At 67.2% G+C, this 22,705-nt stretch carries 19 protein-coding genes; 3 read left to right on the top strand and 16 right to left on the bottom strand.

Features of this window, described 5'->3' with window-relative positions:
• Positions 1–18 precede the first annotated feature (18 nt).
• The 13 genes from AC1D2E_RS05915 to AC1D2E_RS05975 all read right to left on the bottom strand — a co-directional run bounded on the left by AC1D2E_RS05915 (position 19) and on the right by AC1D2E_RS05975 (position 16,305).
• Positions 19–4,761, bottom strand: a complete 4,743-nt coding sequence (locus AC1D2E_RS05915; protein WP_478196537.1) for a glutamate synthase-related protein — start codon at positions 4,759–4,761, stop codon at positions 19–21.
• Positions 4,762–4,945: 184 nt separating this feature from the next.
• Positions 4,946–5,641, bottom strand: a complete 696-nt coding sequence (locus AC1D2E_RS05920) for a transposase (RefSeq protein ID WP_478196538.1) — start codon at positions 5,639–5,641, stop codon at positions 4,946–4,948.
• A gap of 40 nt (positions 5,642–5,681) precedes the next feature.
• On the bottom strand, positions 5,682–6,542 hold the full coding sequence (locus AC1D2E_RS05925; protein WP_478196539.1) for a class I SAM-dependent methyltransferase: 861 nt from the start codon (positions 6,540–6,542) through the stop codon (positions 5,682–5,684).
• Positions 6,539–7,111 carry a DUF1415 domain-containing protein gene (locus AC1D2E_RS05930; protein WP_478196540.1) on the bottom strand — a complete coding sequence of 191 codons (573 nt, stop codon included), beginning with the start codon at positions 7,109–7,111 and terminating at the stop codon, positions 6,539–6,541. The genes AC1D2E_RS05925 and AC1D2E_RS05930 overlap by 4 nt, the downstream gene beginning before the upstream one ends.
• Positions 7,108–8,358 carry an MFS transporter gene (locus AC1D2E_RS05935; RefSeq protein ID WP_478196541.1) on the bottom strand — a complete coding sequence of 417 codons (1,251 nt, stop codon included), beginning with the start codon at positions 8,356–8,358 and terminating at the stop codon, positions 7,108–7,110. Before AC1D2E_RS05935 ends, AC1D2E_RS05930 begins: the two co-directional genes overlap by 4 nt.
• A complete protein-coding gene (locus tag AC1D2E_RS05940) occupies positions 8,355–9,485 on the bottom strand; it encodes a deoxyguanosinetriphosphate triphosphohydrolase (protein WP_478170774.1) in 1,131 nt (376 codons plus the stop codon). The genes AC1D2E_RS05935 and AC1D2E_RS05940 overlap by 4 nt, the downstream gene beginning before the upstream one ends.
• A gap of 19 nt (positions 9,486–9,504) precedes the next feature.
• A complete protein-coding gene (gene aroB / locus AC1D2E_RS05945) occupies positions 9,505–10,605 on the bottom strand; it encodes a 3-dehydroquinate synthase (RefSeq protein ID WP_478196542.1) in 1,101 nt (366 codons plus the stop codon).
• A 71-nt stretch (positions 10,606–10,676) separates the two neighbouring features.
• A complete protein-coding gene (locus AC1D2E_RS05950; protein ID WP_478196543.1) occupies positions 10,677–11,222 on the bottom strand; it encodes a shikimate kinase in 546 nt (181 codons plus the stop codon).
• 22 nt (positions 11,223–11,244) lie between these two features.
• Entirely contained in the window at positions 11,245–13,392 is a 2,148-nt protein-coding gene (locus tag AC1D2E_RS05955) for a type IV pilus secretin PilQ (RefSeq protein ID WP_478196544.1), read from the bottom strand.
• Positions 13,389–13,928, bottom strand: coding sequence for a pilus assembly protein PilP (locus AC1D2E_RS05960; RefSeq protein ID WP_478196545.1), 540 nt, complete (start codon positions 13,926–13,928; stop codon positions 13,389–13,391). Before AC1D2E_RS05960 ends, AC1D2E_RS05955 begins: the two co-directional genes overlap by 4 nt.
• Positions 13,925–14,608: a type IV pilus inner membrane component PilO gene (locus AC1D2E_RS05965; protein WP_478196546.1), complete on the bottom strand. Its 684-nt coding sequence runs from the start codon at positions 14,606–14,608 to the stop codon at positions 13,925–13,927. Before AC1D2E_RS05965 ends, AC1D2E_RS05960 begins: the two co-directional genes overlap by 4 nt.
• A gap of 6 nt (positions 14,609–14,614) precedes the next feature.
• Positions 14,615–15,229 (bottom strand): PilN domain-containing protein, encoded by a 615-nt coding sequence (locus AC1D2E_RS05970; RefSeq protein ID WP_478196547.1) that lies wholly within the window; start codon positions 15,227–15,229, stop codon positions 14,615–14,617.
• Positions 15,226–16,305 carry a pilus assembly protein PilM gene (locus AC1D2E_RS05975; RefSeq protein ID WP_478170767.1) on the bottom strand — a complete coding sequence of 360 codons (1,080 nt, stop codon included), beginning with the start codon at positions 16,303–16,305 and terminating at the stop codon, positions 15,226–15,228. Before AC1D2E_RS05975 ends, AC1D2E_RS05970 begins: the two co-directional genes overlap by 4 nt.
• Positions 16,306–16,547: 242 nt before the next feature.
• Between AC1D2E_RS05975 and AC1D2E_RS05980 the strand changes: the two genes are divergently transcribed.
• Entirely contained in the window at positions 16,548–18,950 is a 2,403-nt protein-coding gene (locus AC1D2E_RS05980; RefSeq protein WP_478196548.1) for a penicillin-binding protein 1A, read from the top strand.
• A 122-nt stretch (positions 18,951–19,072) separates the two neighbouring features.
• Here the strand turns inward: AC1D2E_RS05980 and cyaY are convergent, their stop codons facing one another.
• On the bottom strand, positions 19,073–19,402 hold the full coding sequence (cyaY, locus tag AC1D2E_RS05985; protein ID WP_478196549.1) for an iron donor protein CyaY: 330 nt from the start codon (positions 19,400–19,402) through the stop codon (positions 19,073–19,075).
• A gap of 12 nt (positions 19,403–19,414) precedes the next feature.
• Between cyaY and lptM the strand changes: the two genes are divergently transcribed.
• On the top strand, positions 19,415–19,648 hold the full coding sequence (gene lptM, locus AC1D2E_RS05990) for an LPS translocon maturation chaperone LptM (protein ID WP_478196550.1): 234 nt from the start codon (positions 19,415–19,417) through the stop codon (positions 19,646–19,648).
• A gap of 11 nt (positions 19,649–19,659) precedes the next feature.
• A complete protein-coding gene (lysA, locus tag AC1D2E_RS05995; RefSeq protein ID WP_478196595.1) occupies positions 19,660–20,925 on the top strand; it encodes a diaminopimelate decarboxylase in 1,266 nt (421 codons plus the stop codon).
• Here lysA and AC1D2E_RS06000 read toward each other — a convergent pair.
• A complete protein-coding gene (locus AC1D2E_RS06000) occupies positions 20,915–21,565 on the bottom strand; it encodes a protein-methionine-sulfoxide reductase heme-binding subunit MsrQ (protein ID WP_478196551.1) in 651 nt (216 codons plus the stop codon). The two genes, lysA and AC1D2E_RS06000, sit on opposite strands and share 11 nt — an antisense overlap.
• A 66-nt stretch (positions 21,566–21,631) precedes the next feature.
• Positions 21,632–22,630, bottom strand: a complete 999-nt coding sequence (gene msrP / locus AC1D2E_RS06005) for a protein-methionine-sulfoxide reductase catalytic subunit MsrP (protein ID WP_478196552.1) — start codon at positions 22,628–22,630, stop codon at positions 21,632–21,634.
• Positions 22,631–22,705 lie beyond the last annotated feature (75 nt).

A 22,705-nucleotide genomic window follows, 5' to 3' on the forward strand; every position in this document is an offset into this window, starting at 1 on the left:
TCTATTCGTTGTCGCTGCTCAGACCGCCGCCACCGGCTTGGCGGCCGCATGCGGCTCCATGCCCGCATGCGCGTTGTTGCCGCTGCTGGTGAGCTCGACCTCGCGGTCGTGGATCTCGGCCAGCGCGCGCTTGTATTCGTTCGGGAAGACTTTGACGAACTTGGTCCGCGAGACGGCCCAGTTGTCGAGCAGTTCGCGCGCGCGCTTGCTGCCGGTCCAGCGGTGGTGCTCCTCGAGCAGCTTGCGCAGCTGCGCCTCGTCGGTCTCGCCTTCGTGCCAGACCTTGCGATGCACGCTGGCGGTCTGCTCGGCCGAGGTCAGCACCTTGTCGAGCGACACCATCGAGAGGTTGCAGCGCGAGGCGAACTGGCCGTCCTCGTCGTAGACGAAGGCGACGCCGCCGCTCATGCCGGCCGCAAAGTTGCGCCCGGTCTTGCCGAGCACCGCGACCGTGCCGCCGGTCATGTACTCGCAGCCATGGTCGCCGGTGCCTTCGACCACCGCGGTGGCCCCCGACAACCGCACCGCGAAGCGCTCGCCGGCGACGCCGCAGAGGTAGGCCTCGCCGGTCGTCGCGCCGTACAGCGCCGTGTTGCCGACGATGGTGTTGCGCGCCGCCTCGCCGCGGAAGTCCAGGCTCGGACGCACCACCACGCGGCCGCCCGACAGGCCCTTGCCGGTGTAGTCGTTGGCGTCGCCGATCAGGTACAGCGTGATGCCGCGCGCCAGGAAGGCGCCGAAGGACTGGCCGCCCGTGCCTTCGAGCTGGATCCGGATCGAGTCGTCGGGCAGGCCCTGCGGATGCACCTTGGTCAGCGCGCCCGAAAGCATGGCGCCGACCGAGCGGTTGACGTTGCGCGCCACCTCGATGAACTGCACCTTCTCGCCCTTGTCGATGGCCGGGCGCGAGCGCTCGATCAGCTTGACGTCGAGGCTCTTCTCGAGGCCGTGGTCCTGGTTCTCGACATGGAAGCGCGGCACGTCGGCCGGCACGTTGGGCTGCGCGAACAGACGGCTGAAGTCGAGGCCGCGGGCCTTCCAGTGCTCGATGCCGGTCTTGGTGTCGAGCAGGTCGGAACGGCCGATCAGGTCGTCGAACTTGCGGATGCCGAGCTGGGCCATGATCTGGCGCACTTCCTCGGCCACGAAGAAGAAGAAGTTCACCACGTGCTCGGGCTTGCCCGAGAACTTCCGGCGCAATACCGGGTCCTGCGTCGCGACGCCGACCGGGCAGGTGTTCAGGTGGCACTTGCGCATCATGATGCAGCCCTCGACCACCAGCGGCGCGGTCGCGAAGCCGAACTCGTCGGCGCCCAGCAGCGCGCCGATGGCGACGTCGCGGCCGGTCTTCATCTGGCCGTCGGCCTGTACCCGGATGCGGCCGCGCAGGCGGTTCAGCACCAGGGTCTGCTGCGTTTCGGCCAGGCCGATTTCCCACGGGCTGCCGGCATGCTTGATCGACGACCAGGGCGAGGCGCCGGTGCCGCCGTCATGGCCGGCGATCACGACGTGGTCGCTCTTGCACTTGGCGACGCCGGCCGCGATCGTGCCGACGCCGACCTCGCTGACCAGCTTGACGCTGACGCTGGCATGCGGCGCGACGTTCTTCAGGTCGTGGATCAGCTGGGCCAGGTCTTCGATCGAGTAGATGTCGTGGTGCGGCGGCGGCGAGATCAGGCCGACACCGGGTACCGAATAGCGCAGCTGGCCGATGTAGTTGGAGACCTTGCCACCCGGCAACTGGCCGCCCTCGCCGGGCTTGGCACCCTGCGCCATCTTGATCTGCAGCTGGTCGGCCGACGAGAGGTACTCGGCGGTGACGCCGAAGCGGCCCGACGCGACCTGCTTGATCTTCGAGCGCAGCGAGTCGCCATCCTTCAGCGGCAGGTCGACCTCGACGTTGGCCTCGCCGATCACGCTCTTGAGCGTGTCGCCCACCTTGATCGGAATGCCCTTGAGCTCGTTGCGGTAGCGGTTGGGGTCTTCGCCACCCTCGCCGGTGTTGCTCTTGCCGCCGATGCGGTTCATCGCGATCGCAAGCGTCGAGTGCGCCTCGGTGCTGATCGAGCCGAGCGACATCGCGCCGGTGGCGAAGCGCTTGACGATCTCGGCGGCCGGCTCGACCTCGTCCACGGAAATGGCCTTGGCCGGATCGATCTTGAACTCGAACAGGCCGCGCAGCGTGAGATGGCGGCGGTTCTGGTCGTTGACCAGCTGCGCGTATTCCTTGTAGGTGCTGAAGTTGTTGGCGCGCGTGCTGTGCTGCAGCTTGGCGATCGCGTCCGGCGTCCACATGTGCTCCTCGCCACGGGTGCGCCAGGCGTACTCGCCGCCGGCGTCGAGCATGTGGGCGAGCACCGGGTCGTCGCTGAAGGCCGCCTTGTGCATGCGGATCGCTTCCTGGGCGATCTCGAACACGCCGATGCCCTGCACCCGGCTCGCGGTGCCGGTGAAGTACTTGTCGACCGTTTCGGTGTTCAGGCCGATGGCCTCGAACAGCTGGGCGCCGCAATAGCTCATGTAGGTGCTGACACCCATCTTCGACATGATCTTCGACAGACCCTTGCCGACCGCCTTGACGTAGTTGTAGATCGCCTTCTCGGCGCTCAGGTCGCCCGACAGGTCCTCGTGCATCGCGGCCAGCGTTTCCATCGCCAGGTACGGGTGCACGGCCTCCGCGCCGTAGCCCGCGAGCACGCCGAAGTGATGCACCTCGCGCGCCGACCCGGTCTCGACCACCAGGCCGGCCGTGGTGCGCAAGCCTTCGCGCACCAGGTACTGGTGGATCGCCGACAGCGCCAGCAGGGCGGGGATCGCGACTTGCGCCGGCCCGACGTTGCGGTCGCTGACGATCAAGATGTTGTGGCCGCCCTTGATCGCATCGACCGCCTCGGCGCACAGCGAGGCCAGCTTGGCTTCCACGCCTTCATCGCTCCAGGCCAGCGGATAGGTGATGTCGAGCGTGTAGCTCTTGAACTTGCCCTGCGTGTAGGTGCCGATGTCGCGCAGCTTCGCCATGTCGGCGAAGTCGAGGATCGGCTGGCTCAGCTCGAGCCGCATCGGCGGGTTGACCTGGTTGATGTCCAGCAGGTTCGGCTTCGGCCCGACGAAGGACACCAGCGACATCACGATCGCCTCGCGGATCGGGTCGATCGGCGGGTTCGTCACCTGCGCGAACAGCTGCTTGAAGTAGTTGTAGAGCGGCTTGTTCTTGTTCGAGAGCACGGCCAGCGGGCTGTCGTTGCCCATCGAGCCGATGCCCTCCTCGCCGGCCGCGGCCATCGGGCTCATCAGGAACTTGATGTCTTCCTGGGTGTAGCCGAAGGCTTGCTGGCGATCGAGCAGGCTGACCGGGCTCGTCGGCGCCTGCACGGTCTCGGCTTCGACGCTGTCGAGCTTGATGCGCAGGTTCTCGATCCACTGCTTGTAGGGCTTGCTGTTGGCCAGCGTCGCCTTGACTTCCTCGTCGTCGATCATGCGGCCCTGCTCGAGGTCGATCAGGAACATCTTGCCGGGCTGCAGCCGCCACTTGCGGACGATCTTCTGCTCCGGCACCGGCAGCACGCCGGATTCGGAGCCCATGATGACCAAGTCGTCATCGGTCACGCAGTAGCGCGACGGCCGCAGGCCGTTGCGGTCGAGCGTGGCGCCGATCTGGCGGCCGTCGGTGAAGACGATCGAAGCCGGGCCGTCCCAGGGCTCCAGCATCGCAGCGTGGTATTCGTAGAACGCGCGGCGGCGCGTATCCATGGTCGCATGCTGCTCCCAGGGCTCCGGGATCATCATCATCACGGCCTGGCTGATCGGGTAGCCGGCCATCGTCAGCAGCTCGAGGCAGTTGTCGAAGGTGGCGGTGTCGGACTGACCCGGGAAGCTGATCGGATAGAGCTTCTGCAGGTCGGCGCCCAGCACCGGCGAGGACATCACGCCCTCGCGCGCCTTCATCCAGTTGTAGTTGCCCTTGACCGTGTTGATCTCGCCGTTGTGGGCGACGTAGCGGTACGGGTGGGCCAGCGGCCACTCGGGGAAGGTGTTGGTCGAGAAGCGCTGGTGCACCAGGCCCAGCGCCGAGACGCAGCGCTTGTCCTGCAGGTCGAGGTAGTAGGTGCCGACCTGGTCGGCCAGCAGCAGGCCCTTGTAGACCACCGTGCGGCTCGACATGCTCGGCACGTAGTATTCCTTGCTGTGCTTGAGCTTCAGGCGCTGGATGTTGGCGCTGGCGGTCTTGCGGATCACGTAGAGCTTTCGCTCCAGCGCGTCCTGCACGATCACGTCGTTGCCGCGGCCGATGAACACCTGGCGCAGCAACGGCTCCTTGGCGCGCACGTTGGGCGACATCGGCATCTCGCGGTTGACCGGCACGTCGCGCCAGCCCAGCAGCACCTGGCCCTCGACCTTGATGGCGCGCTCCATCTCCTGCTCGCAGGCTTCGCGCGAGGCGTGCTCCTTCGGCAGGAAGATCATGCCGACGCCATATTCGCCGGGCGGCGGCAGGGTCACGCCCTGCTTGGCCATCTCTTCGCGGTAGAGCAGGTCGGGCAGCTGGATCAGGATGCCGGCGCCGTCGCCCATGAGCTTGTCAGCGCCCACTGCGCCGCGGTGGTCCAAATTCTCGAGAATCTTCAAGCCCTGCAGCACGATGGCGTGGCTCTTTTCGCCCTTGATGTGGGCCACGAAGCCAACGCCACAGGCGTCGTGCTCGTCAGCGGCGGAATAAAGACCGTGTTCTTGGAGATGCTGGATCTCGGCAGCCGTCGTCATGGGGGCGTGCTCCTTCAGTTTTCGCAGGGAAAAGGAGCATATTGCTTTGCACAAATAATGCCAAACTCTTTAATTGGGGTCAGATTCCAATTAAATCCCGATTAATCCTGTCGACTAAAAATTAGGGTCACATCAATAACGATAGCAGCAGCACGAGCAATGGTGCGCCTTTGACTGCTTTCGACTAGGGCACTCGGGGCAGCGGCGGCCTGCCAGCGCGCACTTTCGATGTCCGGCGACCTGTGGTTTTTTGTAACGAATCGATGAAATCACGATCGCCGGCAGCCCAGCCGTGCAGGGTGGTCTCGGTCAGCAGCGCCTGCGCGGCGACCGGGACGCCCGCGCGCACCATTTCGGCATAGGCGGCCTCGCGCGCGAAAGGCGTGTTGCCGAGGGTCCAGTAGAGCGGATGCGGCGTCAGCAGCTTGTCGTGCGCCAGCCCGGCGTAGTGCGCATGGCTGGACCAGGGATGGTCGCGCGCCTCGGCCACCATCCCCGCGCGCACCGGATTCAGGTCGATGTACGCCATGCAGGCCAGCAGGTAGCGCTCGGTCTGGATCAAGGTCGACTTGTAGCGCCCTTCCCACAGGGTCCCGCTGCGGCCGTGCCGATCGTTGAAGTAGCGCACGTAGCGCCGCCCCACCGCCTGCATCCACTGCGGCAGTCCCTCCGCGGTCGACGGCGTCGCCAGCAGATGGAAGTGGTTGTCCATGAGCACATAGGCGTGCAGAGCGATGCCGAAGCGGGCGGCGTTCTCGCCCAGCAGGCCCAGGAACATCTCGCGGTCGGCACGGTCCATGAAGATGGGCTGCCGGTTGTTGCCGCGCTGGATGACGTGGTGCGGCTGGCCGGCGAGCGTGAGGCGGGGCAATCGTGCCATGGCGAAAACGGCTTCGGGAAGGTCGCGGGGCCGGCGCGCCTCAGGGCAGCCGGAAGCGGGTCTCCAGCAGCGACGCCAGGCCGAACTGGTCGAGCAGCTCGCGCAGGCGTTCGGCCGCGCTGGCTTTGCGCTGGCCCGTGTGGCGCGCGATGATGAGCTCGTTCTTCATGCTGTGCTCCCAGCCCACCAGTTCGGTCACGGTGACCTGGTAGCCATGGGCTTCGAGGTACAGGCAACGCAGCACATTGGTGAGCTGGCTGCCGATTTCGCGCGTGTGCAGCGGATGGCGCCACAGCTCCGCCAGCGGCGTGCGCGAAAGCGCCAGCGCCTTGGATTCGCGCAGGCAGGCGGCGACCTCGGCCTGGCAGCAAGGCACCAGCACCATGAAGCGGGCCTTTTTCGCCAGCCCGAAGGCGATCGCGTCGTCGGTGGCGGTGTCGCAGGCATGGAGCGCCGTCACGACATCGATGTGCGGCGGCAGTTCCGCCGCCGTCGCGGATTCGGCCACCGTGAGATTGAGGAAGGCCATCCGGTCGAAGCCCAGGCGCTCGGCCAGCGCCCGCGACTTCTGGACCAGGTCGGCCCGCGTCTCGATGCCGTACACATGGCCGGCCCCGCCCTGCTTGAAGAACAGGTCGTAGATGATGAAGCCGAGGTAGGACTTGCCGGCGCCATGGTCGGCCAGCGTGGCCTGGGCGCCCTCGCCGGGCAGCTCGCGCAGCAGCTTCTCGATGAACTGGAACAGGTGGTAGACCTGCTTGAGCTTGCGGCGCGAGTCCTGGTTGAGCCGGCCTTCGCGGGTGAGGATGTGAAGCTCCTTGAGCAACTCGACCGACTGGCCCGGCCGCAGCTCGCTCCGGACTTCGGCCTCGGCCCTGGACGCCTTCGCAGCCTTGTTCATCGCGCGCTCCCGGGCCCGACATCGAGCCTTTCCCAGCCGTCCGCGCCCAGATTCTCCAGCGTCTGGATGTTGCGGCCGAAGATCGCCTCGGCATCCGGAAAGGCATCGACCGCCCGGCTCACGCTGTCCTCGCGCAGCAGGTGCAGCGTGGGATAGGGTGCGCGATTGGTGCAGTTCGTGACGTCGCCGGCCTCGGTGCCGCCGAACTGGAAGCGCGGATGGAAGCTCGCCAGTTGCAGCAGCCCGTCGAAGCCCGCGCGCGCCAGGCGCCGCTCGGCGCGTGCCGTGAAATCGTTGAAATCGAGAAAATCGGCCAAGGTGTTCGGTCCCATCAGAAGGGTCGTGTCGCGCTCGGAGGCGGCGCTGGCCGCGAGCGCCTCGGCTTCGAGGAGCATCGCATCGATCAGGCCGGATTCGTCGCTCGGCAGATAGGCAGCGTAGTGGATCTGGCCGCGCACGTGCACCGCCTTGGCGAAAGGGCACAGATTGAGCCCGATCACTGCGCGCTCGAGCCAGCGCCGGGTGTCGGCCTCGGCCTGCGAGGCCGAAATCGTCGCGTCGTTCCTCATGCGGCGCCCCTCCTGGAAGCAGGCTGCACAAGCCGGGCTGCGAGGGCCAGGCCCGCGAGCGAGCACGAAATGGTCACGATCCAGGTCCATTGCCAGCCGCCCACGCGGTGCGCGAGCCAGGCCACCATCGGGGGTGCCGCAAACTGGCCGAACGAGGAGGCCTGCTGCATCATGCCGACGGTCGTCGAGACGGTCGCAGGTCCGGGCGCCAGCCGCACACTCAGCATGAACAGGGTCGCCGGCACCATGCCGCCGCCGAGCGAAAACAGGCAGATCGCCAGATAGCGCAGCGCCGGCGGCAGGCTCCACGCCGCTTCGGGCGCACCGATCCGGACGAAGGCCGCGACGCTGCCGAGCGCCATCACGACAAATCCCCAGCGCAGCAGCCGGACCGGCGCCACGCCTTGCTGGAGCAGCCGGCCGCCCACCACGTTGCCGATGATGTTCAGGCCGGCCGCGAGCGCGGTCAACCCCGCGTTCCAGCCACTCGGCACGCCGGCATCGGCGTAGATCGCGGGCAGAAAACCGATCACTGCCATCCACTGGGACGAGTAGACCGCGAATGCCAGTGCCAGCGTCCACGGGCCCTCGGCGCTCACGGTGTCCCGCAGACGGATCGGCCAGCCTTCGGCCACGCGGGCGGCTCCCGGGTCGCGGCGCGTGGTATCGGCCGGCGCCGCCAGCGCCACCCAGACCGCGGCAGCCGCGGATGTCGTCGCCAGCGTCGACCACCAGCCCGGCCATCCGACCCAGGCGATCAGCGCCGGCCCCGACAGGAGCCCCAGCGCGACGCCGAGCGGCATGTAGGCGCCCCACAGTCCGATCGCGGCTTTTTCCGAACCGGCCGGCGCAATGGCGCGGATCAGCCCGGGCCCCGGCATCACGGCCAGCAGGAAGCCGACGCCTTCAAGCGCTCGAAGCGCGAGCAGCCAGGCGAAGGCCCGGGCCGGATCGTCGACCCAGGCGCCAACGCCGCCACCGAGCGCGCTCGCGAGACTGAGCAGCGCCAGGCCGGTCAACATGCTGCGGCGAAGGCCGAGGGTGTCGGCCGCAAGACCGACGCCGAGACCGAGCGTCATGCCGGCGACCTGCACCAGCGACAGCAGAAATCCCGCCTGCACCAGGCCGATGCCCAGCGTCTGCTGCAGGGCCGGCACGGCCGGCGGCAGCTTGCCGATGTGCAGCGCGGCAGCGACACCGCCGGCGACGACCGCGAGGACCGCGACCGGAACCCTGGCGCCGCTCATTCGACCCACCGCTGCCCCGTGAGGCGTTCGTATTCCCGGATCGCGAACCGGTCGGTCATGCCGGCGATGTAGTCCGCCACGCCGCGATGGCGGTCGTCGCGCAAGGCGAAGGCTTCCGGCAATTCGGCGGCATCCGAGAGGTAGGCCGCAAACAGCGCCCGCACCACGTGCTGCGCCCGGTCGGCGGTCTGCGTCACCTGCGGATGGCGATAGAGATTGCGGAACAGGAAGCGCTTGAGTTCGGTCGAATCCGCTCTCATGGTGGCGCTGAAAAGCACCAGCGGGTCGCTTCGGCGCACCGCGTCGGCGTCGGCCGGCGTGGTCGATTCCAGTGCGCTGCGGGTGGCGTCGATGACGTCGTAGACCTGGGCGCTGAGCATCCTGCGGATGGTTTCGTAGAGCAGGCGCCGTCCCTGCAGGCCGGGGTGCTCGACCAGCGCCTCGCGCCGGTAGCGATCGAACAGCCCGACCTCGCCCACGTGCTCGATGCTGATCAGCCCCGAACGCACGCCGTCGTCGATGTCGTGCGCGTTGTAGGCGATTTCGTCCGCCAGGTTGCACAGCTGCGCCTCGAGCCCGGGCTGCGTGCGATCGATGAAGCGCCGCCCCACCCCGCCCGGCTCCTCGGCTTCGATCCGCTCGGCATTGGCACGCGAGCAGTGCTTGAGGATCCCTTCGCGAGTCTCGAAGCTCAGGTTGAGGCCGTCGTATTGCGGATAGCGGTGCTCGAGCGCGTCGACCACGCGCAGGCTCTGGAGGTTGTGCTCGAAACCGCCGTGCGCCTGCATGCAGGCATCGAGCGCATCCTGGCCGGCATGGCCGAACGGCGTGTGGCCCAGGTCATGGGCCAGCGCGATCGCCTCGACCAGGTCCTCATTGAGGCGCAGCGCCCGCGCGATCGAGCGGCCGAGCTGGGCGACTTCGAGCGAATGCGTGAGGCGGGTCCGGAACAGGTCGCCTTCGTGGTTCAGGAACACCTGGGTCTTGTAGACCAGGCGCCGGAAGGCGGTCGAATGCACGATGCGGTCGCGGTCGCGCTGGAAGGCGTCGCGGGTCGGCGCCGGCGCCTCGGCGTGGCGCCGGCCGCGCGTGCGGGCCGGGTCGCTGGCGTAGGGCGCGAGGCTCATCGGCGCACCGCCCGGACGTTCAGGCGGTGGCGCATTGCGCCAGCACCTCGCGCACCATCGCATCGGGCGCGGCGCGCACGACCGCCGAGCCGGGCTTGTCGATGACCACGAAACGGATCTCGCCGGCCTCCGACTTCTTGTCGACGCGCATCAGTTCGAGATAGCGCTCGACGCCGAGCGCAGGCGCGGTCACCGGCAGGCCGGCGCGCCGGACCAGCGCGGTCAGCCGTTCGACGAAGGAGGCATCGATGCCGCCGAGCCGCTGGGACAGGTGCGCCGCCATGACCATGCCGCAGCCGACCGCCTCGCCGTGCAGCCACTCGCCGTAGCCGAGGCCCGACTCGATCGCGTGGCCGAAGGTATGGCCGAAATTGAGGATCGCGCGCAAACCGGCTTCTCGCTCGTCCTGACCCACCACCTCGGCCTTGATTTCGCAGCTGCGCCTGACCGCGTGCGCCAGTGCGCCCGGTTCGCGGGCGACGAGCGCATCGATGTGGGCTTCGATCCAGGCCAGGAATTCCATGTCGTAGATCGGGCCGTACTTGATGACCTCCGCCAGCCCGGCGCTGAGCTCGCGCGGCGGCAGGGTCGCCAGCGTCGCCAGGTCGCACAGCACCAGCTGCGGCTGGTAGAAGGCGCCGATCATGTTCTTGCCCAGCGGGTGATTGATCGCGGTCTTGCCACCCACCGAGGAGTCGACCTGCGCCAGCAGCGTGGTCGGCACCTGCACGAATGGCACGCCGCGCATGTAGCTGGCGGCCGCGAAGCCGGTCATGTCGCCGACCACGCCCCCGCCCAGCGCGAACAGCACGGTCTTGCGGTCGGCGCCGCGGGCGAGCAGGGCGTCGAAGATCAGGTTCAGGGTCTGCCAGTCCTTGTGCGCCTCGCCGTCGGGCAGTTCGAGCACGTGCACCTGCCGGTAGCGGCCGGCCAGCGCCTCCCGCAGGGCTGCGGCATAGAGCGGCGCCACGGTGGTGTTGGTGACGATCAGGGCACTGGCAGCCGCCGGGACGGCAGCGAAATGGCGCGCATCGCCGAGCAGTCCGCTGCCGATCAGGATCTGGTAGCTGCGCTCGCCGAGCTGGATCTCGACGCGTTCGGGGGGGGCGATCAATGGCATCCCCCGAGTTTAGGTGCATGCCGAAGGGACCTCGCCCAGTCCGTCGGCGGCATGACGAACCCGGAGGGCTTTCAGTCGAGCGGATGCCCGTTGTCGTCGGGCACCACGACCCCGGCAAGCTCGAGCTGCATCACGATGATGTTGACCACCGCCGCGATCGACGGCCGGCCGGTCTCGACCGTTTCATGGGCGGTCTCGCGATAGAGCGGATCGCGCGCGTCGTAGAGCTCGCGCAGCCGCCCCAGCGGGTCGGCCACCTGCAGCAAGGGACGCTTGACATCGTGGCGCAGCCGGCGGAACAGGTCTTCGGGCAGCGAACGCAGGTAGAGGACGTGGAAATGCGCGCGCAGGACCTGCCGATTGGCCTCCCGCAGCACGCAGCCGCCACCGGTGGCCACCACGCCGTGGGGCGCCGCGGCGAGTTCGGTGATGACCGATTGTTCGAGATCCCGGAAGCTGGCCTCGCCTTCGCGCTCGAAATAGTCGCGGATCGAGCAGCCGATCCGCTCCTCGATCACGTGATCGCTGTCGACGAAAGGAAGCTGCAGGCGCTGCGCGAGGCGCCGGCCAATCGCTGATTTGCCGGCGCCGGGCAAGCCGACGAGTGCGACCGCCACGCGGTGCGGGGAACGCCGCGCGTCAGCGCGCGGCGTTGCGATCGGTAATCATCTTCGGGGTGATAAAGACGAGCATTTCAGTCTTGTTTGCAACGCGATTGCGCGTCCGGAACAGCGCCCCGAGATAGGGCACTTCACCGAGCACCGGGATGCGCGATTCGTCGTTGGATTCGGTGAGTTCGAAGATACCACCAATGACGACCGTGCCGCCGTTCTCGACCAGCACCTCGGTCTGCACGTGCTTCGTGTTGATCGCGTAGCCGGCCGTCGTGATCTGGCCGACCGTGTCCTTGTTGACGTCGAGCGTCAGGATGATGTTGCCCTCGGGCGTGATCTGCGGTGTGACCTCGAGCTTCAGGTTGGCCTTGCGGAAGGCGATCGAGGTGGCGCCGCTGGAGGTCGCGACCTGGTAGGGCAGCTCGGTGCCCTGCTCGATCAGCGCCTTGGTCTGGTCGGCGGTCACGACGCGGGGGCTCGACACCACCTTGCCCTTGCCGTCGGCTTCGAGCGCCGAGATCTCGAGGTTCAGCATGCGCGAGAAGGTCGAATTGAACAGCGAGATCGCGAAGGTGCCCGGCGCATTGCCGTTGCCCGACACGCCCGTCGACGGCAGGTTCACGAAGTTGGAGTTCGTGAAGGTGGTGATGGCCTGGGAGGGGTTGCCGTTCAGGCCGGGGGTGACGATCGGCATCACGCCGGCATTGCCGAAGACGTTGCTGCCGTTGACGGATCCGACCGAGCCGCCGGCGATACCGCCGCCGAGCTTCACGCCGAGCGACTTGCCGAAGGTGTCGRCGGCTTCGACGATGCGGGCCTCGATCAGCACCTGGCGCACCGGAATGTCCAGCTTCTGGATCAGTTCGGCCACCTGCACCAGCCGCGACGGAATGTCCGACACGAACAGCTGGTTGGTGCGGGCCTCGGCGATCACGCTGCCGCGCGGGCTCAGGATGCGGGTCGCGGTGCCGCTGCCGCCGCCGCTGGAGGCGCCGGTGCCGGTCAGGCCCTGGGCGATCTGCAGCGCCTTGGTGTAGTTCAGCTGGAAGGACTGGGTGCGCAGAGGTTCCAGGTTCTGGATCGCGGCCTGGGCCTCGAACTCCATCTTTTCCTTGGCGTTGATCTCGTCCTTGGGCGCGATCCACAGCACGCTGCCGTTCTTGCGCATCCCCAGGTTCTTGGCCTGCAGGATGATGTCCAGCGCCTGGTCCCACGGCACGTCCTTCAGGCGCAGGGTCAGCGAACCGGTGACCGAGTCGGAGGTGACGATGTTGAAGTTCGTGAAGTCGGCGATGACCTGCAGCAGCGAGCGGACCTCGATGTTCTGGAAGTTCAGCGACAGCTTCTCGCCGTTGTAGCCGGCACCCTGCGTCAGCTTGGTCGGGTCGATCTTGCGTGGGCGCACCTCGACCACGAACTGGTTCTCGCTCTGGTAGGCGCTGTGCTCCCACTCGCCGCGCGGCTCGATCACCATCCGCACGCGGTCGCCGACCTGCTGGGTGGTCACGAGCTGCACGGGGGTGCCGAAATCCGAGACGTCGAGCCGGCGGCGCAGCCCTTCGGGCAAGGTCGACTTGGTGAATTCGACCACCAGGTTCTTGCCCTGCTGGCGGATGTCCACCCCCACCTGGTTGTTGGCCAGATCGACGATCACGCGTCCGGTGTTGTCGCTGCCGAGGCGGAAATCGACATCGCGCAGCGGCAGCATGTCGCGGTTGCGGTTCTCGGCGAAGGCCGCCGACGGTGCCGTGCTGACCAGCGCGGCACCGGCCACCGGTTCGAGCGAGATCAGCAGCGACTTGCCCTGGATCTCGGTCTTGTAGGCGGTGGCCTGTTTCAGGTTCAGCACGAGACGGGTGCGTTCGCCGGCCTGGACCACGTTGACCGAGCGCAGGTTGCCCTGGTTGACTTCGATCGCGTTGCGGCCGATGGCGTTCGTGACGCCCGGGAAGTCGAGCGCGACGCGGGCCGGCGACTGGATCGCGAAACCGGTCGGCGCCGCGGCCAGCGGCTGGCTGAAATCGACCCGTACCACTTCGGCACCCGACTGCATCGAACTCGTGACGGATTCGATCGCATTCTGCGCGTGCACGACGGCCGCCGCGCCGAACGCCACGACCGCCGCACCGGCCACGCGCAGCCAGTGCGCCAGCATTGATTTTTGTTGGTTCATTTCGACCTCTCTTGCAACTGCAGCGTCGCCACGCGTTCGATCCATTCACCGGCGGCGTCCTGCACGATTTCACGCAAGCCGAGTTCGGTTTCGCTGATACGGGTGATGCGCCCGTAATTGAGTCCCAGATAGTTGCCGACCCGCACCTGGTAGAGCAGCTTGTCGACGCTGATCAGCGCCACCGGCTGGCCGCTGCGGCTCAGGCTGCCCACCATCGCCATCGCGTCGAGCGGGAAGGCTTCCAGCGCTTCCTTGCGACGCGCCAGCTCGGGCGCGATCAGGCCCGAGGTGCTGGGCTGGGCCGAGTCGCGGCGCAACGCCTGCGTCAGCTTCTGCATGTTGAAGGGGTCGACAGCCGCGGCTTCGGTGTAGGCCTGCGGGGTGAATTTTTTCGGCTCGGTGATCGGAGGCACGCTCGGCTTCACCTGCGCACGCTGCTCCGCCATCCAGCGCTGGAGGTCTTCCTGCTCGGAGCCGAAGCACCCGGTCAGGCCGACCGCCGCAACGGCAATCCATAGAAAGCTGAGCGTTCTCATTTCTTCTTCGCCCCCGCCGCCGCCGCAGCCGCACGCTTCTGCGCGGCCTGCTCTTCCTCGTCCAGGTAGCGGTAGGTCCGCGCCGTGGCATCCATGACCAGCACCCCGTCCTTCTGCGGCGCGATCCCGATGTTGTTGAGGGTCACGATCCGCGACAGGTTCGCGATGTCGGCGGCGAAGGCGCCCATGTCGTGGTACCGCCCGGTCACGCGGACGGCGATCGGGAGCTCGGCGTAGTAGTCCTTGACGGACACCTGGCCCGGACGGAACAGCTCGAACTGCAGGCTGCGCCCGAGCCCGGCCTGGTTGATGTCCGACAGCAGGGCATCCATCTCGGCCTTGCTGGGCAGCTGCTTCTCGAGCAGCGTGACGTACTGCTGCACCTGCTCGCGCTGTTTCTTGAGCAGATCGAGATTGGCGGCCTGGGCCACCTTCTTCTGGTAGTCCGCCCTGAGCGTGACTTCCTTGGCGCGCTCGGCTTCGAGCTCGTCGTTCGAGTTGGTGAGCCAGACGAACCACAGCGCCGCCAGCACCGCTGCGGCCACCGCGACGCACAAGGCGTAGCGCGGCACCGGCGGCCAGACCGACGGATCATTGGGATTCAGGCCCTGGAACTGCTGGCCGAAGCGCCGCAGGGACAGCGCCAGGTCGAACCTCTCGGAAGGGCGTTTCTTTGCCATGCGCGCTTACCCCTTCGCCTTGACGGCCGCCGGCACGCCGGCGGCGGGTTTCTGGGCGTCGGTCGGCCGCTTGAGGCCGATGCGCATCCTGAAGTTCGCGACGCGCCGTTGGTCGCGCGCGCTCAGGTTCACCGTCGCCGAGGTGATCTCGATCAGTTCCGGCTTGACCAGCCACGGGCTGCTGTTGCCGAGGTTGCGCAGCAGCTCGGAGACCCGCTCGTTGGACTGCGCCATGCCTTGCAGCGTGACCGTCTGGTTTTCCTGCTTCATGCTCGTGATGTAGACGCCGTCGGGCAGTTGCCGCACCAGCTCGTTCAACAGGTGGACCGGCAGATTGCGGTCGCCCTGCAGGTCTTCGACCGCCGTCTGGCGCGCCCGCAAGGCGGCGATCTCGGCCTGCAGGGTGGAGATTTCCTTGATCTCGGCCTCAAGCTTGGTGATCTCGGTCTTCAGCAGGGAGTTCTTCGACTGCTGGCTCGAGATCTGGGCCTGGAACCAGAGGAAGGCGGCACCCGCGACGAGGACGCCCAGCACGGCCGAGAAGCCCAGCGTGGCATAGAAGGTCTCGCGCCGGCGCTTGCGCGCGGCTTCCCGGTGCGGGAGCAGATTGATCAGGATCACTGCAGGAACCTCCGCATCGCCAGGCCGCAGGAAGTCAGATAGGAAGGCGCCTCGCGCCGCACCTTCTTCTCGCGGATGCCACTGCCGATCTCCATGCCGTCGAAGGGGTTCACCAGCGAGCAGGCAAAGGAGGTCTGGCGAGTAACCGCACTGGTGAGGCCCGGCAGCGCCGCCGACCCGCCGGCCAGCAGCACGTAGTCGACGCGGTTGTGCGGSGTGCTGGTAAAGAAGAACTGCAGCGCCCGGGCAATCTCCTGCGCGATGCTGGCCACGAAGGGCTTGAGCACGCCGGCGCCGTAGTCGTCGGGCAGGTCCCCGCTGCGCTTCTTGGCTTCGGCCTCTTCGGCCGAGAAACCGTACTGGCGAACGATCAGCTGCGTCAGCTGGGCCCCACCGAAGGCCTGGTCGCGGTCGTACAGCACTTCCTGGTTGCGCAGCACCTGCATGCTGGTGGTGAAGGCGCCGACCTCGAACAGCGCAACCACCGCATCCCGGCCCTGGCCCGGAAGCTGCTCGATCAGGCGCGCCGTGGCGAGCCGCGACGCATACGATTCGACGTCCAGGATCACCGCCTTGAGGCCCGAGGCCTCGGCCAGGCCCTGGCGGTCCTGCACCTTTTCCTTGCGCGAAGCGGCGATCAGCACTTCGACGTCGCCGGCCGAAGTGGCGCTCTGGCCGATGACGCAAAAATCGAGACTGACTTCGTCCAGCGAGAACGGGATGTACTGGTTGGCCTCGGACTCGACCTGGATCTCGAGTTCCTGCTCGCTCATGCCACCCGGCAGCACGATCTTCTTGGTGATCACGGCCGAAGGCGGCAAGGCCAGGGCGACATTCTTGGTGCGGGTGCCGCTCTTGCGAACGACGCGCCGCACGGCTTCCGCGACCTCGTCGAACTTCTCGACATTGCCGTCGGTGATCCAGCCGCGTTCGAGGGGCTCGATCGCACAGCGCTCGAGCACCAGCCTGCCGCTCGCGTCACGGCCCAGCTCGACCAGCTTGACGCTGGACGAACTGACGTCCAGCCCGAGCAAAGGCGCGGGCTGGCGGCGAAACAACGATCCGAGAGCAGTCAAGTTCGATCCCATCCGTTTGTAACGATTGGAAATAATTGCGTGTGGTTGCATGCTAGCAGCAAGGTGCAAGCCCAACCAAGCGTCCCATCCCCAGGGAGCGAGCAATCGTTGTCAAAAGTCGACGTGAATGTTGAGAACTGCAACTTGCGTCACAAATAAGAGTACTTGGGTCCTAACTGCTACCGTGACGCCGTCCAGCGGCGGCGCGTTTTTTATAATGCGCTCAGACTCCAACCGCCTCAATGCCCGAAACCTCACGACCCAAAGGGCCTGCCAAGGCACCCGTTCCCAAACGCCCGGCCTGGCTGACATGGTTGCTTCGCTTCATCCTCTGGGGCCTCGGGATGGTCGTGGCAGGGGCGGTCGCGCTGCTCTGCGTCATCGCGGTCGCGCTCGCGGTGGCCTACCCCAACCTGCCTGACATTTCCGAGCTCGCGGACTACCGGCCCAAGCTGCCGCTGCGGGTCTTTTCGGCCGAGGGAATCCTGATCGGCGAATTCGGCGAGGAACGCCGCAACCTGACCCCGATCGCGACCATCCCGAAGGTGATGAAGGACGCCGTGCTGGCGGCCGAGGACGCCCGCTTCTACGACCATGGCGGCGTCGACTACAAGGGCATGCTGCGGGCCGGCATCGCCAACATGAACCGCGCCAAGAGCCAGGGCGCTTCGACCATCACGATGCAGGTGGCGCGCAACGTCTACCTGAGCTCCGAGAAGACGCTGACCCGAAAGATCTACGAAGTGCTGCTGACCTTCAAGCTCGAGCACCTGCTGAGCAAGGACCAGATCTTCGAGATCTACCTGAACCAGATCTACCTCGGCAACCGCGCCTACGGGTTCGCCGCCGCTTCCGAGGCCTATTTCGGCAAGCCGCTGCAGGACATCACGATCGCCCAGGCGGCGATGCTGGCCGGCCTGCCGAAGGCGCCGGGCGCCAACAACCCGGTCAACAATCCGACGCGCGCGCGCGGACGCCAGCTCTACGTGATCGACCGCATGCAGGAGGCCGGCTTCATCACGGCCGAGCAGGCCGAAGCCGCACGCAAGGAAGACCTGCACCTGCGCGATGCCGCCGATCCGACCCGCCTGCATGCCGAGTACGTGGCCGAGACGGTGCGCCAGTTGATGTACGCCCAGTACGGCGACAGCACCTACACGCGCGGGCTCAAGGTCTACACCACGCTGGTCGCCGCCGACCAGGCCGCGGCCTATCGCGCGCTGCGCCGCGGCATCATGGACTACGAGCGGCGCCAGATCTATCGCGGCCCCGAGAAGTTCGTCGACCTGCCGAACAATCCCAAGGAACTGGACGAGGCCGTGGACGACGCGCTGGCCGAGCATCCCGACAACGGCGACGTGATGTCGGCGGTGGTGCTGAAGGCGAACGCGAAGGAGATCCAGGCGGTGCGCGGCAACGGCGACGCGGTGCAGATCACCGGCGAAGGCCTGAAGCCGGCGCAGTCCGGACTCTCCGACAAGGCGCCGCCCAACATCAGGATCCGCCGCGGCGCGGTGATCCGGGTCGTGAAAACGCCCAAGGGCAGCTGGGAAATCACTCAATTGCCCGAAGTGGAAGGCGCCTTCGTGGCCATGGACCCGCGCGACGGCGCGGTCAAGGCCATGGTCGGCGGCTTCGACTTCGACAAGAACAAGTTCAACCACGTGACGCAGGCCTGGCGCCAGCCGGGCTCGAGCTTCAAGCCCTTCATCTATTCGGCCGCGCTCGAGAAGGGTTTCACGCCCAGCACCGTGATCAACGACGCGCCGCTGTTCTTCGATGCCGGCACCACCGGCGGCCAGCCCTGGGAGCCGAAGAACTACGACGGCACCTTCGAGGGCCCGATGCCGATGCGCCGGGCGCTGATGAAGTCGAAGAACATGGTGTCGATCCGCATCCTGCAATCGATCGGCACGCGCTACGCGCAGGACTGGATCACCAACTTCGGCTTCGAGCGCGAGAAGCACCCGGCCTACCTGCCGATGGCGCTGGGCGCCGGCTCGGTGACGCCGATGCAGATGGCGACCGCCTACTCGGTGTTTGCCAATGGCGGCTATCGCGTCAATCCGTACCTCGTGACGCGGGTGACCGACCACAAGGACAAGGTGCTGGTCGACAAGCAGCCGCCGCTGCTCAACGAGACCCTGCGCGCGGTGCCCCAGCGCAATGCCTTCCTGATGGCCAGCCTGCTGCAATCGGTGGCCAGCGGCGGCACCGCGGCCAAGGCGCAGGCGACGCTCAAGCGCACCGATATCTACGGCAAGACCGGCACCACCAACGATTCGCTCGACGCCTGGTTCGCGGGCTTCCAGCCGACCATGGCGGCGGTGGCCTGGATGGGCTACGACACCCCGCGCAAGCTCGGTGACCGCGAGACCGGCGGCGGGCTGAGCCTGCCGATCTGGATCAACTTCATGGAGACCGCGATCAAGGGCGTGCCGGTGGCCGAGGTGCCGACGCCGCCGGGCGTGGTGAATGTCGGCGGCGAGTGGTACTACGACGACTACGCACCGGGCCGCGGCGTCGCCGCCCTGGGCGTCGAGAGCGGGCCGACGCAGCCGGCGGAAGCGATTGCCGCGCCGCCGATCAGCGCGCCCGCGCCGGTCGAGGAACGCAGCCGCATCCTCGATCTATTCAGAAATTAGGCTCGCCCCCAGGTTGGCTCACTTTGTGTAGCCGCCCACCCCCTGCCGGGGGCAACACCAGCGGCCCGGCAAAGCCGGTTCCGCGGTGTTTCACGAAGGGGCCTGGCTGCGCCGGCCGCGAATCAAGCGGCGAATGTGAGGGTCTGGCCGGCCTGCAGCGTGGCTTCGCGCGACAGGTTGGCGAAGAACTCCTCGCGGGTCTTGGTGTCGACCCAGGCCTGGCCGTCGTGCCGGTAGTGGTAGCCGCCGGAGCGGGCCGCAAGCCAGATCTCCTGCAGCGGCTTCTGCAGGTTGACGATCAACTGGCTGCCGTTGCGGAACGTGATCGTGATCATCCCCCCGACGCGCTGATTGTCGATGTCGACGTCGCTTTCGTCGTTGATTCGGTCGCAGCTGCGCTCGATCGCTGCAAGCGCGGCTTCTGCGCGGTCCATGTACTCGGGGTCGGTCATTACAATTTCGCCATGTTGAATGTTCGCCAAATTCTAGTGAGCGCCTTAGGCCTCGCGCTCGTTGGGGTCGGCCTGACGGCCTGCGGCCAGAGGGGCCCTCTGGTTCTGCCCACCGATCCGGCCGCCAAGGACCGCGCCACCCTGCCGGGGCTCTTGCTGCCCACGCCGCCCGCATCCGCCTCGAAAGACACGGCCGCGCCGGCACCGGGAGCCGCCAGCAGCGCCCCCGCGGGAGCCTCGAAGTGAGCGCGGTGGCGATGCTTCCGGGCCATCCTCACATCGCACGCAAGGACGGCACGCTGCAGGTCGAAGGCCTGCCGCTCTCCGCGCTCGCGCAGCAGTACGGCACCCCCCTCTTCGTCTACTCGAAGCAATGGATGCTGGACGCCCTGGCCGCCTACCAGCGCGGCTTCGAAGGCCGAGACGCCATGGTCTGCTACGCCATCAAGGCCAATTCCTCGCTCGGCGTGCTGCGCGTCTTCGCCGAGGCCGGCTGCGGCTTCGACATCGTCTCCGGCGGCGAACTGGCGCGCGTGCTGGCCGCTGGCGCCGATCCGGCCAAGGTGATCTTCTCGGGCGTCGGCAAGACGCGCACCGAGATGCGGCAGGCGCTGGCGGCCGGCATCGGCTGCTTCAACGTCGAGAGCGAGGCCGAGCTCGACGTGCTCAACGCGGTCGCACTCGAAGAGGGCCGCCGCGCCGCGGTCAGCATTCGCATCAATCCCAACGTCGATCCGAAGACGCATCCGTACATCTCGACCGGACTCAAGGGCAACAAGTTCGGCGTGGCGCACGACCGCGCCGTCGCGATCTACCGGCACGCGGCCTCCCTCAAGGGGCTGCAGGTGGTGGGCATCGACTGCCACATCGGCTCGCAGATCACCGATGCCTCGCCCTACCTGGAAGCGCTGGAACGGGTGCTCGACCTGGTCGAGGCGATCGAGGCGGCCGGCGTGCCGCTGCACCATCTCGACTTCGGCGGCGGCCTGGGCATCGACTACAACGGCGACACGCCACCCGCCGCCGATGCGCTCTGGCAGCAGCTGCTGGCACGCCTCGACGCTCGCGGCTTCGGCCGGCGGCGGCTGATCGTCGAACCCGGGCGCTCGCTGGTCGGCAATGCCGGCGTCTGCGTGACCGAGGTGCTCTACCTCAAGCCCGGCGAGGAAAAGAACTTCTGCATCGTCGATGCGGCCATGAACGATCTGCCGCGGCCCGCCATGTACCAGGCCTTCCACCAGATCGTGCCACTCGCCGAACGCGCCGGCGAGGCGGCTACCTACGACGTGGTCGGGCCGGTCTGCGAAAGCGGCGACTGGATCGGCCGCGACCGTTCGCTGCGGGTCGAGTCGGGCGACCTGCTGGCGGTGCTGTCCGCGGGCGCCTACTGCATGGCCATGGCCAGCAACTACAACACGCGCGGCCGCGCGGCCGAGGTGCTGGTCGGCGGCACGCAGGCGACGCTGATTCGCCGCCGCGAATCGATCGACGATCAGCTGGCGAGCGAGCGCTTCAGCGACTGACCGGCGCCCGGGGTGCTGCGGCGGCAATCGGCCGCGGCACCTTCTTGTTGCGCGCGAAGTTCCAGACGCGCCAGCCCAGCAGCGCACCGATGATCGCCGCGTAGACGAACACCTCGGCGAAGTTGTTCTTGCCCGCGCGCATCCAGAAGAAGTGCAGCAGGCCGAGGCCGGCGATCCCATAGACCAGCTTGTGCAGCGCCTGCCAGCGCTTCGCGCCCAGCGCCTTGATGGCGCGGTTGAACGACGTGGCTGCCAGGGGCGTGAGCAGCACGAAGGCCGAGAAGCCGACCAGAATGAACGGCCGCTTGGCGATGTCCTTGGCGATGTCGGCGAACTCGAAGCCCATGTCGAACCAGGCGTAGCTCAGCAGGTGCACGACCACGTAGAAGTAGGCGAACAGCCCCAGCATGCGGCGAAAGCGGGCCAGCGCGTTGGCCTTGGTCATGACGCGCAGCGGCGTCACGGCCAGCACGATGCAGACGAAGCGCAAGGTCCAGTCGCCGGCCGAGCGGATCAGGTACTCGGCCGGATTGGCGCCGAGCCCATCGGTCAGTGCGCCGTAGAACAGCCACGCGAAGGGCAGCAGGCACAGCACGAACACCAGCGGCTTGGCGCCCGGGTGCAGCAGCAGCTTGTTCATAGTTTCTGATCAGTTGAGGACAGAGCAAAAACTGCTGCGCAGTTTCTTGGTTTGTCCCGCAAGGTCTCAATAATTCTTCTTCAGGTCCATGCCGGCGTAGAGCTGACCGACCTGCGCCTCGTAGCCGTTGAACATCTGGGTCTTGGTGCGCTTGGCGAACAGGCCGCTGCCGTCGCCGATGCGGCGCTCGGTCGCCTGGCTCCAGCGCGGGTGGTCGACATTCGGGTTGACGTTGGAATAGAAGCCGTACTCCTGCGCCGCGGCCTTGTTCCAGGCCGTGCCGGGTTCCTTCTCGACGAAGCGGATCTTGACGATCGACTTGGCGCTCTTGAAGCCGTACTTCCAGGGCACCACGATGCGCACCGGCGCGCCGTTCTGGTTCGGCAGCACCTCGCCGTACATGCCGAAGGTCAGCAGGGTCAGGGGATGCATCGCCTCGTCCATGCGCAGGCCCTCGGCATAGGGCCAGTCGAGCACGCGCGAGCCGACGAAGGGCATGGTCTTGGGGTCGGCCAGCGTCAGGAACTCGACGTACTTCGCGTTGCCCTGAGGCTCGACCTTCTTGATCAGCTCGGACAGCGAGTAGCCGACCCACGGAATCACCATCGACCAGCCCTCGACGCAGCGCAGGCGGTAGATGCGCTCTTCCTGGGCGCTGAGCTTGATCAGGTCCTCGATGCCGTACTTGCCGGGCTTCTTGACCAGGCCCTCGACCTCGACCGTCCAGGGCCGGGTCTTGAGGCTGCCGGCGTTCTTCACCGGGTCGCCCTTGTCGGTGCCGAACTCGTAGTAGTTGTTGTAGCTGGTGRCGTCCTTGTAGTCGGTCAGCTTTTCCATCGTCTGGGCCCCGGGCACCGCCGACTTGGCGCCCGGCAAGGCTGCCAGCTTGCCCGGTGCGGTCGCCTGCGCCAGGGCGTCGCGCGCGGCCCAGGAGGCCATGGCGGCACCGGCAGCGCCGCCGGCCAGCCAGCGCAGCATGTCGCGCCGGCCTTCGTAGACGGCCCGGGGGGTGATCTCGCTCGAACGCGGATGGATGAAGCCGTCGTCGCGGGAGTGAATCAACATGATGGAATGCCTTTCGCCTGAATCGTGTGTCAGGGTGAGTTCGTTGCCGACGCCGATCCGGTTACGCGCCCAGGG

The organism is Variovorax sp. P1_H2, assembly GCF_056405295.1.